The 17,526-nt window shown below is 70.4% G+C and carries 13 protein-coding genes; 2 read left to right on the top strand and 11 right to left on the bottom strand.

Going from position 1 to position 17,526, the window contains the following annotated elements; genetic code table 11:
- Window positions 1-219: 219 nt before the first annotated feature.
- Window positions 220-1,944, bottom strand: coding sequence for a CHAD domain-containing protein (locus ACF088_RS11825; protein ID WP_392375508.1), 1,725 nt, complete (start codon window positions 1,942-1,944; stop codon window positions 220-222).
- Between the two features lie 235 nt (window positions 1,945-2,179).
- Between ACF088_RS11825 and ACF088_RS11820 the strand changes: the two genes are divergently transcribed.
- Window positions 2,180-2,620 (top strand): ATP-binding protein, encoded by a 441-nt coding sequence (locus ACF088_RS11820; protein ID WP_392375507.1) that lies wholly within the window; start codon window positions 2,180-2,182, stop codon window positions 2,618-2,620.
- Between the two features lie 64 nt (window positions 2,621-2,684).
- On the opposite strand, the gene ACF088_RS11815 is transcribed toward ACF088_RS11820, so the two are convergent.
- The 9 genes from ACF088_RS11815 to ACF088_RS11775 form a co-directional block, all read right to left on the bottom strand.
- Window positions 2,685-3,866: an FtsW/RodA/SpoVE family cell cycle protein gene (locus tag ACF088_RS11815; protein ID WP_392375592.1), complete on the bottom strand. Its 1,182-nt coding sequence runs from the start codon at window positions 3,864-3,866 to the stop codon at window positions 2,685-2,687.
- A 29-nt stretch (window positions 3,867-3,895) separates the two neighbouring features.
- On the bottom strand, window positions 3,896-6,046 hold the full coding sequence (gene mrdA, locus ACF088_RS11810) for a penicillin-binding protein 2 (protein ID WP_392375505.1): 2,151 nt from the start codon (window positions 6,044-6,046) through the stop codon (window positions 3,896-3,898).
- 48 nt (window positions 6,047-6,094) lie between these two features.
- The gene (gene mreD / locus ACF088_RS11805) at window positions 6,095-6,814 is read right to left on the bottom strand and encodes a rod shape-determining protein MreD (protein ID WP_392375503.1); all 720 of its coding nucleotides are present in this window, start codon (window positions 6,812-6,814) and stop codon (window positions 6,095-6,097) included.
- Between the two features lie 3 nt (window positions 6,815-6,817).
- A complete protein-coding gene (gene mreC, locus ACF088_RS11800; protein ID WP_392375502.1) occupies window positions 6,818-7,750 on the bottom strand; it encodes a rod shape-determining protein MreC in 933 nt (310 codons plus the stop codon).
- Between the two features lie 244 nt (window positions 7,751-7,994).
- Window positions 7,995-9,014, bottom strand: coding sequence for a rod shape-determining protein (locus ACF088_RS11795; protein ID WP_003985182.1), 1,020 nt, complete (start codon window positions 9,012-9,014; stop codon window positions 7,995-7,997).
- Between the two features lie 294 nt (window positions 9,015-9,308).
- Window positions 9,309-9,722: a nucleoside-diphosphate kinase gene (ndk, locus tag ACF088_RS11790; protein ID WP_392375501.1), complete on the bottom strand. Its 414-nt coding sequence runs from the start codon at window positions 9,720-9,722 to the stop codon at window positions 9,309-9,311.
- Between the two features lie 124 nt (window positions 9,723-9,846).
- Window positions 9,847-10,200, bottom strand: a complete 354-nt coding sequence (locus ACF088_RS11785) for a DUF4233 domain-containing protein (protein WP_392375500.1) — start codon at window positions 10,198-10,200, stop codon at window positions 9,847-9,849.
- Between the two features lie 2 nt (window positions 10,201-10,202).
- Entirely contained in the window at window positions 10,203-11,717 is a 1,515-nt protein-coding gene (locus tag ACF088_RS11780) for a bifunctional folylpolyglutamate synthase/dihydrofolate synthase (protein ID WP_392375499.1), read from the bottom strand.
- A gap of 206 nt (window positions 11,718-11,923) precedes the next feature.
- On the bottom strand, window positions 11,924-13,378 hold the full coding sequence (locus ACF088_RS11775) for a peptidoglycan D,D-transpeptidase FtsI family protein (RefSeq protein WP_392375498.1): 1,455 nt from the start codon (window positions 13,376-13,378) through the stop codon (window positions 11,924-11,926).
- 263 nt (window positions 13,379-13,641) lie between these two features.
- Here ACF088_RS11775 and ACF088_RS11770 point away from each other — a divergent pair, with 263 nt between their 5' ends.
- A complete protein-coding gene (locus tag ACF088_RS11770; RefSeq protein ID WP_392375496.1) occupies window positions 13,642-14,856 on the top strand; it encodes a hypothetical protein in 1,215 nt (404 codons plus the stop codon).
- On the opposite strand, the gene ACF088_RS11765 is transcribed toward ACF088_RS11770, so the two are convergent.
- Window positions 14,822-17,470 (bottom strand): valine--tRNA ligase, encoded by a 2,649-nt coding sequence (locus ACF088_RS11765; RefSeq protein ID WP_392375495.1) that lies wholly within the window; start codon window positions 17,468-17,470, stop codon window positions 14,822-14,824. The genes ACF088_RS11770 and ACF088_RS11765 overlap by 35 nt on opposite strands.
- Window positions 17,471-17,526: the final 56 nt, after the last annotated feature.

The raw sequence follows: 17,526 nt of genomic DNA, 5'->3' as shown, positions 1-17,526 counted from the left end.
CGCTCGCGACCACCGCCCTCGCACGGCGATCCGGCAGCCCGTGGCGGCAGGGAGCACCGGGAGCGGCCCGCCGTGCAGGCGCCGGGGGCGGGCCGCCTGGGCAGCCGGCAATCTGGGCACCCGGGCACCCGGGGAGCAGGCAGGCGGAGGCCGGCCGATGGGCCGTCGTGCGGTCATGCGACCGGCCGCCATGCGGTCACGCGACCGGCCGTCGTGCGCTCACGGCCGGAGCGCGGCCCGGTGCTTGCGCCGCGAGACCTTCTTCCACAGGCGCGGCAGCTCCCGTTCCCGGTCCGTCGCCCGGGCCTCCTCGTGCCCGTAGAGCAGACCGAAGGTGAAGCCGCCCTCACCGGCCCGCTGTGCCTGGGTGGCCAGCTCGCGCAGCGCCCCGCGCGCCACCACGCCGTCCTGGTGATCGCCCAGCAGCTGCTGCACCCGCTTGATCCGCCGGGCGAACTTCTTCGCGGGCCGGCCGAGCGCCGGACGGGCCGCCTCCGCCGCGTACCGCGTCCGCTTGGCGGCCTTGCGGGCGCCGTGCAGCGCCTCGTCCCGCGCCCGCCCGGCCGGGGCCGCCAGCGCGGCCTCCACCCGGCGGGCCAGCCGCCGGTAGTCCCTCAGTACGGCCCCGGCCACCACCTCGGGCGCCGGCCCGTCCGCGGCCGGGCGCAGCGGCGGCGCCTCCAGGAGGGCGTGCAGGGTCTTCAGCAGCTCCAGATAGCGGGGTCCGTCCAGTACGGAGAGCACTTCCCTGCGCGCGCCGGTACGGCGCCGCTCGGACCAGATGCGCAGCCGGGCGGCCACCGGGCCGAGCCGCAGCGTCCGGGGCACCTCGGCCAGCGCGTGCTGCAGTCGCGCGGTCAGCACCTCCCGGTCCCGGTCCACCCCCAGCTCCGCCGCCAGCCACTTCAGCTCCAGGCCGACGGGCCGGGTGGCGGCGCGGTCGAGCACCTTCGTGTACGAGCGGAAGGCGCTGCGCAGCCGGCGGGTGGCGACCCGCATCCGGTGTACCGAGTCGGGCAGATCGCGCCGTACCGCCGGATCCAGCTCGATGATCACCCGTACCTGCTCGCGGACGTACCGCAGCACCACGTCTCCGGCGGTGGGCTGCGTCTTGTGCCCGGCGTCCGCGCCCTTGTCCTTACCCTGCTTGGGCTTGGGCTTGGGCTGGGTCTTGGGCTTGGGCTGGTCCTTGCCTTTGACCTTGCCGCTGTGGCCGTCCCTGCCGCTGCCCGTGTCCTTCACCATGGCCTTGCCTCCGCCCTTGCCGGCGCCTCGGGGGCGAGGCGCGTCCGGCCCCGCACCGGGGGGCGCGGGGCGCTCGCGCTCCAGGCCCGTCTCGGCGAGCGCCCGCGCCAGCTTCGACGCCGATGCGGCGGGGCGCGCCCCGGCCGCGACCAGCGCCCGGCCGACCTCGTCCAGCAATGCGCTGTCGCCGCCCCCGAGCAGCTCCACCTCGATCTCGCGCCACCGGGCCCCGGCCGTGCCCGCTCCGCCCTGTGCGGACTTCTCCGCCCGCTGCGCGTGCACCTCGTCCACCGCCAGCTCCGCGAGTGGTGCGCCCGCGGCATCCCGCAGCACCCGGACCGTGCGCCGTGTCCGCAGCCGCACGAGGGGAACCAGCTCCCGGTCCAGCACCCGCGACCGGACGAGCGCGGTCAGCTCCGGGGGCGGCGTATCGGACAGCGGCGCCCGCACTTCGTCCCGGACGCCCGGCGCGACCGGCAGCTTCAGGTGCCAGCCCGCATCCCTGCCGCCGGTGCGTCTGCGCAGCGTGATGGCGTCGGCGGCGAGGCGCTGGTCAGGAGTGTCGAAGTAGCGGGCGTCAAGATCCTCGACGCCTGATTCCGCCACGGTGGCGACCCGGCCGACGCCGACCAGGTCGGGCAGCCGCGCACCGCCGTCAACCTCGTACTTCCGTTCGATTTCCCGCACGGTGTCCGCCATGCATCGAGGCTAGCCACCCATCCCGGCCGGGGCCACCCGCCCGGACGGGGAGCCGTACGGGGAGCCGTACGGGGAGCCGTACGGGGAACCGCCGCACCGCGGGCGGGCGCCGCAGCAGCGGGTAGCGCCACCCACGCAAAGTGGGTTACTCTGTGTGACGAACCGAGTGCGCAGAGTGGAAATCAAGCAGGCACATCGATCGACGCTCACTCGCCCCCAGGGGAGGGAGACACCCGTGCACCCCTCAACCGCGCCCGTCACCCGGACACCCGTCCGCGTCTCGGCAGGCGCCCGCCCGTACGTTCTCACCGCGCCGAGCACACCCACCGCCCCGAAGGCCGCCCGCGATTTCGTCCGCGCCGTACTGCGCCGGACCGCACTCTCCCCACTCCTCGACACCGCCGTGCTGCTCACCTCGGAGGCGGTGACCCGCGCCCATCTGCACACCCCGCGGACGGCGGACATCCTGCTGCGGATGCTGACCGCCGGGCACGGGCTGCGGATCAGTGTGCACGACGCGGCACCGGCCCGGATTCCGCGCCCGGCGCCCGGCGAGCAGCCGGACGATTACGGGCTGCTGCTGACCGGCCGCCTCGCCGACGACTGGGGCGCGACGCCACCCGAGGACCTGCCCCGGCCCACCTCGCTGTGGTTCGAGCTGCATCTCAAGCAGTGAAGTGCGCTTCAAGCAGGGAGGCACACCGCAAGCAGTGCGGTACAGCTCAAGCCGGAAGGCGGCGTCAGCGCGAGGCCGACAGGGGGCGCTGGACGCGGATCGACTGGAGCAGCCCGATCGCGATCCAGACCGCGAACATGGAGGTGCCGCCGTAGGAGACGAACGGCAGGGGGAGTCCGGTGACGGGCATGATGCCGAGGGTCATACCGATGTTCTCGAAGGACTGGAAGGCGAACCACGCGATGATGCCGGCGGCGACGATCGTGCCGTAGAGCTCGGTGGACTCGCGCGCGATCCGGCAGGCGCGCCACAGGACGACACCGAGCAGCACGATGATCAGCCCCGCGCCCAGGAAGCCGAGCTCCTCACCGGCGACGGTGAAGATGAAGTCCGTCTGCTGCTCGGGGACGAACTGGCCGGTGGTCTGGCTGCCGTGGAAGAGCCCGGAGCCGGTCAGTCCGCCGCCGCCGATCGCGATCCGGGCCTGGTTGGTGTTGTAGCCGACACCGGCCGGATCAAGGCTCGGGTTGGCGAACGCGGCGAAGCGGGCGATCTGGTAGGCGTCCAGCAGGCCGAGCTGCCAGATGGCGACACAGCCCACGACGCCGGTGCCGGCCAGCCCGAGGATCCAGCGGTTGGAGGCGCCGGAGGAGAGCAGTACGCCCAGGATGACGGCGCCGAGCACCATGACCGAGCCGAGGTCGGGCATCAGCATGATCACGGCGACGGGGACGGCGGCCAGACCGAGGGCCTGGACGACGGTGCGGTGGCCGGGGTTCGCGCGGTCCCCCGCATCGACCCGGGACGCCAGGATCATCGCCATGCCGAGCGTGATGGTGATCTTCGCGAACTCGGCGGGCTGGAGCGAGAAGCCGCCGGGAATCGCCAGCCAGGAACGCGAACCGTTGATGGTGGCGCCCAGTGGCGTCAGGACCAGCAGCGCCAGCCCGACCGACAGGGCGTACAGGATCGGGACCGCGCCGCGCAGGGTGCGGTGCCCCAGCCAGATCGTGCCGGCGGCCAGCGCCAGGCCGATGCCGAGATTCAGCAGATGGTGCAGGAAGTAGTAGTACTCGTCGCCGTGGTTGAGCTCGGTGCGGTTGCGGGTGGCGGAGAAGACCAGCAGCGACCCCATCAGCGACAGCACCAGGCAGGACAGCAGCAGCATCCAGTCCAGCTTGCGCAGCACCGAATCGCGCGCCGTCAGCTTGCCCCAGGTGCCGAGCTCGGGGGTGTAGCGGCGGATCGAGAACGCCCGGGAGGTATGGCTGGTCGTCACTGGGGGCTCTCCGATGCGGACGGCGACGGCGACGGCAGGACATACGGTTTGATGGGCTGAGCCTCGATGCTCCCGTCACCCTCGATCTTGGGGAGCGAGCCCTGGGGCTTCGGCAGCAGGGCGGCCTTGGGGTTGATACCCCCCTTGTCGTCGACTCCGTACAGCGCGTTGTAGATGTTGCGCACGGCCGGACCGGAGGCGCCGGAGCCGGTACCACCCTGGGCGATCGTCATGACGATCGTGTAGTCCTTGGTGTACGTCGCGAACCACGAGGTGGTCTGCTTCCCGTAGACCTCGGCGGTACCGGTCTTGGCGTGCATCGGAATCTTGTCCTGCGGCCAGCCCTGGAAGCGCCAGGCGGCGGTACCGCGGGTGGCCACACCCGCCAGCGCGGAATCGATCTGCCGGAGCGTCTTGGGGGTGTCCGGCAGCTTGCCGTGCGGCGTGGGCCTGATCTGCTGCACCTTCTTGCCGTCGGGGCTGACGACGGCCTTGCCGACGGTCGGGTTGTAGAGCGTGCCGCCGTTGGCGATCGCGCCGTAGATGGTCGCCATCTGGATCGGTGTGACGAGGGTGTCGCCCTGGCCGATGGCGTAGTTGATGGAGTCGTAGGCGTGCAGCTTCATGCCTTCGAGGCAGCCCTCACGGGCGAGCTTGGTACCGAAGTCCTTCTTCTTCGGCCAGGCCTTGGCCTGCTCGCACCAGCCGGCCTTGTTGGCCTTCCAGAAGTCGTTCTTCCACTTGCGGTCGGGGACCCGGCCGGTGACCTCGTTGGGAAGGTCGATGCCGGTCTCCTTGCCGAGACCGAACTGGTGGGCGGTCTTGTAGAACCAGTCGTTGGGGTCCTTCTTGGGCTTGTCCCCGCCGTCCTTCTTCCACTCGTCGTGCGAAAGGCGGTAGAAGACGGTGTCGCAGGAGACCTCCAGCGCCCGGCCCAGGCTGATGTCGCCGTGGCCCTCGCCCTCGAAGTTCTTGAAGACCTGGCCGCCGATGCTGTACGAGCTGGTGCAGGGGTAGTGGCCGTTGAAGTCATAGCCCGCGTTGATCGCGGCCGAGGTCGAGATGACCTTGAAGATCGAGCCGGGGGCGGCCTGCCCCTGGATGGCACGGTTCAGCAGCGGGTAGTTGGAGTCCTTGCCGGTGAGGTGGGCGTAGTCCTTGCCGGAGATGCCGCCGACCCAGGCGTTGGGGTCGTAGCTGGGGTTGGAGGCCATCGCCACCACCCGGCCGGTCTTGGCTTCCATCACGACCACGGCGCCCGAGTCGGCCTTGTAGTTGGTGCCGGTGTTCTTGTCGTGCACCTTGCGGGCGTCCTTCATGGCCTGTTCGAGCTGCTTCTCCGCTATGGCCTGCACGCGTGCGTCGATGCTGGTGACGACGCTTGCGCCGCCCTGGCCCTTCTCGCTCTTGGCCTGGCCGATGACCCGGCCGAGGTTGTCGACCTCGTAGCGGGTGACGGCGGCCTTGCCGCGCAGATAGCGGTCGTACGTACGCTCCAGACCGGACCGGCCGATCTGGTCGGAGCGCAGGAACGGCGAGCGGGTGTTCTTGGCCTTGTTGATCTCCTCGTCGGTCACCGGCGAGAGGTAGCCGAGCACCTGGGCGGTGTTGGCGTTGCCGGGCTCGGCGTAGCGGCGCACGGCGGTGGGTTCGGCGCTGATACCGGGGAACGCCTCGGAGCGTTCGCGGATCTGGAGGGCCTGCTGGGTGGTGGCCTCGTCGGTGATCGGGATCGGCTGGTACGGCGACCCGTTCCAGCAGGGCTGCGGGGTCTTGGCGTCGCACAGCCGGACCTTGTTGCGGATCTCCTTCTCGGACATCCCGAGCACCTTGGCCAGCCGGCCGAGTACGGCCTTGCCGTCGTCCTTCATCTTCAGCAGCTCGGTACGGCTCGCGGAGACGACCAGGCGGGTCTGGTTGTCGGCCAGCGGCACCCCGCGGGCATCGAGGATCGAGCCGCGGGTGGCGGGCTCGATGACCTGCTGGACGTGGTTGTTCTTCGCCTCGGTGGCGTACTCCTGGCCGTTGCGGATCTGCAGATACCAGAGCCGGCCGCCAAGGGTGAGCAGCAGGGAGAAGACCAGGATCTGGATCGCGATGAGCCGGACGCTGACCCGGGAGGTCCGGGTTTCCGGGAGATTACTCATGGCGCGCAGCGCCTCCACGAGGGGTGGTGATCGGAAGGAGAGCGGGCGTCACAGTCGCTTGACCCCCTTGATGCGGCCCACCTTGTCGCGGGCCGACTTGCCGAGCAGACTGCCGCGCTGGCTGCCGATGCCCGTCCCCGTGCGCAGGGATTTCATGGCGCCGCGGCTGGCCTTGAGGCCCGTACCGGTGGTGAGCCAGCCGTATCCCGCGTCGCGGCTGCCGGCCCCGCCGCTCTGGCTGCCGGAGCTGTCGCCGGCCAGCAGATCGCCCTCGGTTCTCCGCGCCAGCGCCATCACCAGAGGAACCGTGAAGGGGGCCAGCAGCAGGTCGTAGAGGGTGGCGCTGAGCAGCAGTCCGACGATGCCGACGTGGCGGGCGGCGGTGTCACCGACCAGCGAGCCGACTCCGGCGTACATCAGCGTCGAGCCGACGGCGGCACCGAGGACGACGAGCAGCGGGAGCGTCGCCGAGCGGTGCCGGCCCGATTCGGGCCTGGTCAGGCCCGCGGCATAGCCGATGACGCAGAGCACCAGCGCATAGCGGCCGATGGCGTGGTCGGACGGCGGGGCGAGGTCGGCCAGCAGCCCGGCGAAGAAGCCGATCAGCGCGCCGCCGACATGGCCGTAGACCAGCGCCAGGCCGACCACGACGAGCAGCAGCAGGTCCGGTACCGCACCGGGAAGTTGGAGTCTGGCGAGAATGGTGACCTGGATGACGAGGGCGACGACCACCAGCGGGGCCGAGAGCAGGATCCGGTTGATGCGCATCGGTCAGCTCCTGGGAGAAGCGCTCGCGGAGGGGGTGGCCGTGACGGTGACCGTCGGCGTCGGTTTGGGCTTCGCGGGCGCAGGCGGCAGGACGGTGTCGCGCGGGTCCTGGCGGGGCGGTGCGACGACCACGCCGACGATGTCGAGCTGGGAGAACGAGACGAAAGGCCGGACCTGGAGGTTACGGGTCAGATCGCCGTTGGACGGCTCGACCTTGACGACCTTGCCGACGGGCACCCCGGGCACGAACGGCTTGTCCCTGCTGGAGCCGAAGGTGACCAGGCGGTCGCCCCGCTTGATGTTGGCCTTGCCATTGAGGAGCTGAACGCGCAGCGAACTGACGCCCTGCCCGTTGGCGAAGCCGATCTCGTTGGTCTTCTCCATCCGGGTGCCGACGGTGAAGTCGGGGTCGGCGGCCAGCAGGACGGTGGAGGTGTCGGCGCCGACGGTGGTGACCCGGCCGACCAGACCGTCGCCGTTGAGCACGGTCATATCGCGGGCGATGCCGTCACGGCGGCCGGCGTCGATGGTGACGGTCCAGGAGAAGCCCTGGGCCGAGCCGATGGCGATGACCTGGGCACCCTTGATGCCGTACTGGCCGGTGCCCGCGGTCTTGAGGATCTTGTCGAGCTCGGCGGCGCGGCTGCGGTTCCGGTCGGAGGAGCCGAGCTTGGCCTTCAGCGCCTCGTTCTCGTGCTCCAGCGTGCTGATCCGGTTGTGCCGGCTGCCGGAGTCCCGCACGGCACCGATGGCGTTGCCGACCGGATTGACGACGCGGGCCACGCCGCCTTCGACCGGGCCGAAGGCAGAGGCGGCGGCTTGCCGGGCACCATCGAGCGGGGACTGTTCGCCGCCGCGGATATCAACCGTGATCAGCGCGAACGCGATCGCGACCAGCAGCACCAGCAGCAGCCGGCTCTCTCGTGTGTCCCTCACGTGCGGCAGCCGTGTCCTTCCTCGTAGGACCGGCCGGCTGCGGGCCCCGCCGGTCTCGTTCGGGAGTTGAGCGTTGTGCCTGATATGACGGTGCCGGATGGTGAAGCGTCAGTGCACCGTGTCTGTCGGGATGTTGTGCCTGTATACCAGCGATCCGCCGGGCTGACCGGCCGCGGTCGCCAGGGGTCCCGACCGCCGCGGACGCCGCTCGGCGGCCGCGGCGCGGATCGGGACCCGGGCCGTGCTACCTGCGCGGCTGGGAGTCGAGGACCTGCTGGAGCGCCTCGAACTCCTCGACGCACTTGCCGGAGCCGAGCGCGACGGAGTCGAGCGGGTCCTCGGCGATGTGGATGGGCATACCGGTCTCGCGGCGCAGCCGCTCGTCGAGGCCGCGGAGCAGGGCGCCGCCTCCGGTGAGCACGATGCCGCGGTCCATGACGTCGCCGGAGAGCTCCGGCGGGCACTTGTCGAGCGTCGTCTTGACGGCGTCGACGATGGAGTTGACCGGCTCCTCGATGGCCTTGCGGACCTCGGCGGCCGAGATGACGACGGTCTTCGGCAGGCCGGAGACCAGGTCACGGCCGCGGATCTCGGTGTGCTCGTCCTGTTCGAGATCGTACGCCGAACCGATGGTGATCTTGATGCTCTCGGCGGTGCGCTCGCCCAGCAGAAGGCTGTACTCCTTCTTGATGTGCTGGATGATCGCGTTGTCGAGTTCGTCGCCGGCCACCCGGATGGACTGGGCGGTGACGATGCCGCCGAGCGAGATGACCGCGACCTCGGTGGTACCGCCGCCGATGTCCACGACCATGTTGCCGGTGGCCTCGTGGACCGGCAGGCCGGACCCGATCGCGGCGGCCATCGGCTCCTCGATGATGTGGACCTGGCGGGCGCCGGCCTGGGTCGAGGCCTCGATGACCGCGCGGCGCTCCACTCCGGTGATGCCGGAGGGGACACACACGACGACCCGCGGGCGGGCCAGATAGCGCCGCTTATGGATCTTGAGGATGAAGTAGCGGAGCATCCGCTCGGTGATCTCGAAATCGGCGATCACGCCGTCTTTCAGGGGCCTTACGGCGACGATGTTGCCGGGCGTGCGCCCGATCATCTTCTTCGCCTCAGCACCTACCGCGAGGATCCCGCCGGTGTTGGTGTTGATGGCCACGACCGACGGCTCGTTGAGGACGATGCCGCGGCCCCTGACGTACACCAGCGTGTTGGCGGTCCCGAGGTCGACAGCCATGTCACGGCCGATGAACGACATGTTGTTCCCCATGAGGATACGTCTGGCCTTCCCAACTGGAGCGAATGCTTACTGGAGGTCGGCAGGAGGTGATGCGCTGTGCGGCGCGGAAGCCTCCATCGTAGTTCGTAGTGCGCCCACTCGAACACGTCGGGAGGCTGTTCCGCCATTGTCAGCCGTACAGGCACCCGCCCCCCTTAATGGTGACGTCGTGTCGCGGTGATGCGTTCCCCCGATCGTGTCGTATACACCAAAGGGCGACCGATGATTTCGTCGGTCGCCCCTGGTCACGAGGGGTGTACAGCTGACGACTCGTCAGGAGATGCCGGGGAAGAAAATCTTGATTTCACGCTCTGCGGACTCTTCGGAATCCGACGCATGGATCAGATTCTCTCGGGTGATCGTTCCGAAGTCCCCACGAATGGACCCACCCGGCGCGGCAATCGGGTCAGTCGGACCGGCGAGCATCCGTACGCCCTCGATCACCCGCTCGCCCTCGACGACCATCGAGACCACCGGTCCGGAGGACATAAAGGCGACCAGGGGCTCGTAGAACGGCTTGCCGACGTGCTCGGCGTAGTGCTGTTCGAGAAGCGCGCGGTCCAGGCTGCGCAGCTCCAGCGCACTGATCGTCCAACCGGCCTTCCTCTCGATACGGCCGAGAATCTCGCCGATCAGACCGCGCTTGACGGCGTCGGGCTTGAGGAGGACGAGGGTGCGCTGGCTCACGGAGGAACTCCCTGGATATGAACAATGGTCAGCGGGTGAACTGAGGCTACATGGGTGACCCGGCCCCGGGCGGCCCCGCCCCCGGCCTCCCGCACGGGCCCGGAACCGCGCCGGAGGTCCTCCCCTAGGCCGGCTCGCCCGACGCCTCGGCCTGCGCGGCCCAACGGGCCTTCGCCTCATCGATCTTGCGGCCGAAGTGGACCGACGCCCACCACAGGGCCGCGAAGACCACGCCCAGGAAGAACATCGTCGGGACCACGAAACCGCTGGCGATCAAGGCGAGCTGCAGCACCCAGCCGAGCTGGACGCCACCCGGGCGGGCCAGCATCCCGCACAGCAGGATGCTCAGCAGCATTCCGATCCCGCTGACCGTCCAGACCGTGGCCGCCGGCAGGTCGGTCATCTGCATCGCGACCAGGCCGGCGAAGCCGATCACGAAGAATTCACCTATCAGGGTGCTCGCACACAGGGTGCGCATGGTCAGCTCCTCCCCATCAGCAGCCGGGCCTCGCCGACCGTGATCACCGAGCCGGTCACCAGCACACCCGCCCCGGAGAACTCGCCCTCTTCCTCGGCGAGGGTGATCGCCGCCTCCAGGGCGTCGTCGAGCCGCGGCTCGACCTGGACCCGCTCGGCGCCGAAGACCTCGACGGCGACGGCCGCCAGCTCATCGGGATCCATCGCACGATGGCTGGAATTACGTGTCACCACGACCTCGGCGAAGATCGGCTCGAACGCCTCCAGGAAGCCCCGTACGTCCTTGTCCCCGCTGGCCCCGACGACACCCACCAGCCGGCTGAACCCGAACGCCTCGGTGACCGCCTCGGCCGCCGCCCGCGCACCCGCGGGGTTGTGTGCCGCGTCCAGCACGACCGTCGGGCTGCGCCGCACGACCTCCATCCGGCCGGGCGAGCTGACGGCGGCGAACGCGGAGCGGATGGTGTCGATGTCCAGCGTGCGGGCGTGGTCCGAGCCGACGCCGAAGAACGCTTCGACCGCGGCGAGCGCCACCGCGGCGTTGTGCGCCTGGTGGGCGCCGTACAGCGGCAGGAAGATCTCGGGGTACTCGCCGCCCAGTCCGCGCAGCGTCAGCATCTGACCGCCGACCGCGACCTCGCGGCTGAGCACCCCGAACTCCATGCCCTCACGGGCGACCGTGGCATCCACCTCGACCGCGCGCTTGAGCATCACCGACGCCGCGTCCACCGGCTGCTGCGCCAGCACGACCGTGGCGTCCTTCTTGATGATCCCGGACTTCTCGCCGGCGATCTGCTCGGGCGTCTCCCCCAGCCGGTCGGTGTGGTCCAGGGAGATCGGGGTGACCACCGCGACATCGCCGTCGATGACGTTCGTCGCGTCCCAGGTGCCGCCCATGCCGACCTCGACGACCGCGACGTCCACGGGGCTGTCGGCGAAGGCGGCGTACGCCATCGCCGTGAGCACCTCGAAGAAGGACAGGCGGTACTCCTGCTGGGAGTCGACCATCTCCACGTACGGGGCGATGTCCCGGTAGGTCTCGATGAAGCGCTCGGCGGAGATCGGGGCGGCGTCCAGGCTGATCCGCTCGGTGATCGACTGGACGTGCGGGCTGGTGTAGCGGCCGGTGCGCAGATCGAAGGCGGACAGCAGGGACTCGATCATGCGGGCGGTGCTGGTCTTGCCGTTGGTGCCCGTGATGTGGATGGACGGGTAGGCGCGCTGTGGTTCGCCGAGGATGTCCAGCAGCGCCGCGATGCGCTGCACCGACGGGTCGAGCTTGGTCTCGCCCCAGCGGCCGGCCAGCTCGTCCTCGACGGCGCGCAGCGCACGGTCGACCTCGGGGTCGGCCGGGCGGGCAGGAATCCCGTCCCCCTGCGGCGGCCCGGCCTGGGCACGCAGGGTCCGGCTGCCGGCCTCGATCACCGCAAGATCCGGGTCACGTTCGGTCTCCGCCTCGACCATGTCGTCGAAGGCTTCGTTCGGGTCGGGGTCGTCGTTCTGGGGGCGCTCGCTCACGCCGACCAGTCTACGAGGCACGTGTGACAGCGGTGCGCTGCGTTGCCCTTCCCCGGTACCGCGCCGCCCGGCGGGGGCCCGGCCGGCGCGACCTGCGCGACCGGACCCCGGACCCCGCCCGTACGCCGACCCCGCACCCCGCCCGTACGCCGACCCCGCACCCGCACCCGCACGCCGGAGCCGCCCCTCGCCTACGGCTGAGCCGCCTACGTCAGTGCCGCCTTCATCATGGCCCGCGCGGTCGGCGCCGCCAGGCCGTTGCCCGAGACCTCGTTACGGGCGGCATGCCCGTCCTCGACCATCACGGCCACCGCCACCCGGTGCCCCTTGCCGTCCTCGGCGTACGAAACGAACCAGGCGTAGGGCGTACCGCTGTTGTCGACGCCGTGCTGGGCGGTGCCCGTCTTGCCGCCGACGGTCAGTCCGCCGATCTTCGCGCCGGACCCGGTGCCCTTGTCCACGACCGTCTGCATCGCCGACTTCAGCTGCCGGGCCGTATGCGCCGATACGGCCTTCCCGTCGCCGTAGGTCGACGGCCCGAAGTCCTGGACGGTGTTCCCGCCGCCGTCGGTCAGCTTGTCGACCAGCTGCGGCTTCTTGAGCTCGCCGCCGTTCGCGAGGGCCGAGGAGACCATCGCCATGTGCAGCGGGGTCGCCTGGTCGTCGAACTGGCCGATCCCGGACAGCGCGGTCTGTGCCTCGTCCATGTCGGAGGGGTAGACGCTCTTGCCGGCCCGCACCGGGGTGTCCACCTTGTCGTCGTTGAAGCCGAACTTCTCGGCCTGCGCCTTCACCTTGTCCTTGCCCAGGTCGACGGCCATCTTCGCGAAGACGGTGTTGCAGGAGTACTGGAGCGCGGTGCGGATGTCCGCGTTCTTGCAGGGCGCGGAGGCGTTCTCGTTGGTGAGCTTGGTGCGGGTGTGCGGGAGGGTGTACGGGTCGGGGCTGTGGGTGGGCTCGTCCACCGAGGAGTACAGACCGTTGTCCAGCGCGGCCGCGGCGACCACCAGCTTGAAGGTGGAGCCGGGCGGCAGCGGCTGCCGCAGGGCCCGGTTGACCTCGGGGTGGTCCGGGTCGGCGGACATCTTCTTCCAGGCCTTCTGGTCGGCCCCCTCCGACCCCGCGAACTTCCCCGGGTCGTACGAGGGGGTGCTGACCATGCCCAGGATCCGCCCCGTGGCCGGGTCCATGGCGACAGCGGCGCCCTTCTTGCCGTCCAGCGCCCGGTAGCCGGCCTTCTGCACCGCGGGGTCGACGGTGGTGGCCACGTCGCCGCCCTTGGCCCGGGTGCGGGTCAGCGCGTCGGCGGGGCTCTGCAGCCGGCTGTCGGAACCGTCGAGGAGATCCCCGTAAAGGCTCTCCAGCTGGTTGTGGCCGAAGATCTGCGAGGTGAAGCCGGTGACCGGGGCGTAGAGCCGGCCGTCCTGGTAGGTCCGCTTGTACTTGAGCGTGGAGGGGGTGGGGGCGGAGCCGGTCACGGGCTCCCCGCCGACGAGGATGTTGCCCAGCGGCGCCGCGTACTTGCCGATCGCCACCCGCGGATTGTGCGGGTCCTCCTTGTACTCGCCGGCCTTCGCGCCCTGGATCCAGGTGGCCCAGCCCATCAGCGCGACGATGAGGGCCAGGCAGAAGATCGAGGCCCGGCGCAGGGGCTTGTTCATGGAGCGCGGCTCCTCGGTGGTGGACGGGCGGTGGTGCGGGCTTCCGGCATTCCGGCATTCCGGCATTCCGGCATTCCGCTCCACCGTGCCCCGGCTTTATGAGAGCGCGATGAGAACCGCCGGACCGGCCCCTCCGGGACAACTTTCCGCCGCCGTTCGCCCTCTTCCTCGGCGGGCTGTACGCGCCCCCGAGATCGAGATCACCACGACGCAGCGCGCGGGAAGGCTGGAGCTGAGGACGGGTGCCGGCAATCAGTCAGCGGATGCATTTGATACTGCTCACCGCCTGGACGGTGCTGTGGTTCGTCGTCGTCGAACCGCATGGCGGCTTCTCCTGGCACTATCTGCGCTCCGGTGGCGAACTGATCTACCAGGGCGACGCGGGCGACGGCTCCGGCGGGCTGAACCTCTACGCGCACCACCCCGAACTCCAGATGGGCCCGCTCAGCTTTCTGACGGCCGGCCTGTTCAACCCCTTCCCCGAGGCCACCGGGCAGTTCCTGGCCGCGGCGCTGATGTCGCTGCTCGGCCTGGTCATCGTGGTGCTGGCGGGCCGCAGCGCCGCCCACCACTTCCTGGGCACCGGCACCAACCACCAGCGGCTGCGGCAGCGCGTACTGATCGCCGGGCTGGCCTTCATCCCCATGTGGATCGAGGTGGGAGTCCGCTTCGGGCATCTCGACGACGTCCTCGCGCTGTTCTTCACCGCCCTCGCGGTACGCGCCCTCACCCGGGGCAACGCCGCGCTCACCGGCGCCTGCCTGGCCCTGGCGATGGATTCCAAGCCCACCGCCCTGGCCTTCCTCCCCCTGCTGCTCGCCCTGCCGAGGGAGAAGTGGCTGCGCGCCGGGGTGTGGTGCGCGGGCCTGGTCGCCCTCGCGTGGCTGCCGTTCTTCCTCGGCGACTCGCAGTCCTTTGCCGCGGCGAAGTTCGCCATCCCCAACCATCCGGCGTCCGCGCTGCGCTGGCTGGGCGTCGGCGACCCCGAGACCCCGGGCTGGGACCGCCCCGCCCAGGCCGCTCTCGGCCTGACGCTGGGCTCGATAGCCGTGTGGCGGGGGCGCTGGGCGGCGGTGGTGCTGCTCGGCGCCAACGCCCGCATCGTCCTCGACCCCAGCGTCTACACCTACTACACGGCGTCGGTGCTGCTCGGCACCCTGCTGTGGGACGTCATCGGCCAGCGCCGGCTGGTCCCCTGGTGGAGCTGGCTGGCCCTGCTGATCCTCTACGGCAGTGTCTTCGCCGTCCCCGACGATGCCGCCCGGGGTCTGATCCGTCTGGCGTTCGTGACCGTCTCGACGGCGTATGTCCTGCTCTGGCCGGTACGTGAGCGGGGCCGTCGGGGACCGGGACGGCGCAGGCCCCCCGCCCGTACGGACGAGGGGCCTGCACACGACGGTCCCCCACACGGCCCGGATCCCGGGCCGTGGCCGGGCCCCGCGCCTACGCCTGGGGCAGGGCCGCCAGCTGGGCGGTGATCCGGACGATGTCCGCCTCCGCGGCCTCCAGCCGGCCGCGGATCTTGTCCACGACCTTCTCCGGCGCCTTGGCGAGGAACGCCTCGTTGCCGAGCTTGGCGGTGGCCTGCGCCTTCTCCTTCTCGGCGGCGCCCAGGTCCTTCGTCAGCCGCTTGCGCTCGGCCTCGACGTCGATCGCACCGGACAGGTCCAGCGCGACCGTCGCGCCCGCGACCGGCAGCGAGGCGGTGGCGCTGAAGCCCTCACCGGCCGGCTGCAGCCGCAGCAGCGAGCGCATCGCGGCCTCGTGCGCGGCCAGCGCCGTACCGGACAGCTCCAGCTGCGCCGGGACCTTCTGGCCGGGCTGCAGCCCCTGGTCGGAGCGGAAGCGGCGGACCTCGGTCACCACCTGCTGGACGGTCTCGATCTCCCGCTCCGCCGCCTCGTCCCGGAAGCCGCCCGGGGCGTCGGCCCCGGCAACGAGCACCGCCTTGGGCCAGTCGGCGATCACGACCGACTCACCACCGGTCAGCGCCGTCCACAGGGTCTCGGTGACGAACGGGACGATCGGGTGCAGCAGCCGCAGCGTGACGTCCAGGACCTCGCCCAGCACCCGGCGCGAGGCGTCGGCAGCCGGGCCGCCCGCCATGAACGTCGTCTTGGAGAGCTCGACGTACCAGTCGAAGACCTCGTCCCAGGCGAAGTGGAAGAGGGTGTCCGACAGCTTCGCGAACTGGTAGTCGTCGTAGTACGCATCGACCTCGGCGACGACCGAGTTCAGCCGGGACAGGATCCACCGGTCGGTCGCCGACAGCTGCTCGGCGGGCGGGAGTTCGCCCTCCACCGTCGCACCGTTCATCAGCGCGAAGCGGGTGGCGTTCCAGATCTTGTTGGCGAAGTTACGGGATCCCTGGACCCAGTCCTCACCGATCGGCACGTCGACGCCGGGGTTGGCGCCGCGGGCGAGGGTGAAGCGGACGGCGTCGGAACCGTATGCGTCCATCCAGTCCAGCGGGTTGACCGCGTTCCCGAAGGACTTGGACATCTTCTTGCCGAACTGGTCGCGGACCATGCCGTGCAGCGCGATGGTGTGGAACGGCGGGGTGCCGTCCATCGCGTACAGCCCGAACATCATCATCCGGGCGACCCAGAAGAAGAGGATGTCGTAGCCGGTGACCAGGACGGAGTTCGGGTAGAACTTCCCGACACTCGGGGTCTGCTCGGGCCAGCCGAGCGTGGAGAACGGCCACAGCCCGGAGGAGAACCAGGTGTCCAGGACGTCGGTGTCCTGCGTCCAGCCCTCGCCGCTGGGCGCCTCGTCGTCCGGTCCGACGCAGACGACCTCGCCGTTCGGCCCGTACCAGACCGGAATGCGGTGACCCCACCACAGCTGCCGCGAGATGCACCAGTCGTGGAGGTTGTCGACCCAGCCGAAGTAGCGGGACTCCATCTCCTTGGGGTGGATCGCGACCTTGCCGTCGCGGACCGCGTCACCCGCGGCCTTCGCCAGCGGGCCGACCTTGACCCACCACTGCATCGACAGCCGCGGCTCGATGGTGGTCTTGCAGCGCGAGCAGTGGCCGACGGAGTGGGTGTACGGGCGCTTCTCGGAGACGATCCGGCCCTCGGCGCGCAGCGCACCGACGATCGCGGACCGGGCCTCGAAACGGTCCAGGCCCTGGAACGGACCGTGCGCCGTGATGACGCCGCGCTCGTCGAGGACGGCGAGGTTGGGCAGGTCGTGCCGGCGGCCGATCTCGAAGTCGTTGGGGTCGTGGGCCGGGGTGACCTTGACCGCGCCGGTGCCGAACTCCGGGTCGACGTGCTCGTCGGCGACGACCGGGATCCGGCGGCCGGTCAGCGGCAACTCGATCTCGGTGCCGACGAGATGGGCGTAGCGCTCGTCGTCCGGGTGGACGGCGACCGCGGTGTCCCCGAGCATCGTCTCGGCCCGCGTCGTCGCGACGACGATGGAGTTGTCGCCCTCGCCGTACCGGATGGAGACCAGCTCGCCGTCGTCGTCCTGGTACTCCACCTCGATGTCCGAGATGGCGGTCAGACAGCGCGGGCACCAGTTGATGATGCGCTCGGCGCGGTAGATCAACTCGTCGTCGTAGAGCCGCTTGAAGATCGTCTGGACGGCCTTGGACAGGCCCTCGTCCATGGTGAAGCGCTCCCGCGACCAGGCGACGCCGTCGCCGAGCCGGCGCATCTGGCCGGAGATCTGGCCGCCGGACTCGTTCTTCCACTGCCAGACCCGCTCGACGAACGCCTCACGGCCCAGGTCGTGCCGGGAGACGCCCTCCTTGGCGAGCTCGCGCTCGACGACGTTCTGGGTGGCGATACCGGCGTGGTCCATGCCCGGCTGCCACAGGGTCTCGTAACCCTGCATGCGCTTGCGGCGGGTGAGGGCGTCGATCAGCGTGTGCTCGAAGGCGTGCCCCAGGTGCAGGGAGCCGGTGACGTTCGGCGGCGGAATGACGATGGTGTACGGCGGCTTGTCGCTCTTCTCGTCCGCCTCGAAGTAACCCCGCTCTACCCAGCGCTCGTACAGCGGCCCCTCTACATCGGCCGGCGTGTACTGAGTCGGCAGTTCGGGGGCGCTGTGGTTGCTCTGCTGAGTGTTCTCGGTCACGACGCACAGTGTACGGGCGCGGATGTCGCAGCTTCGAATCGGTTTCGCCCCCGGCG

This window comes from Streptomyces sp. NPDC015125 (genome assembly GCF_043080045.1).
Classification (GTDB): Bacteria; Actinomycetota; Actinomycetes; order Streptomycetales; family Streptomycetaceae; genus Streptomyces.
This window is presented reverse-complemented; position numbering and strand designations above follow the sequence as displayed.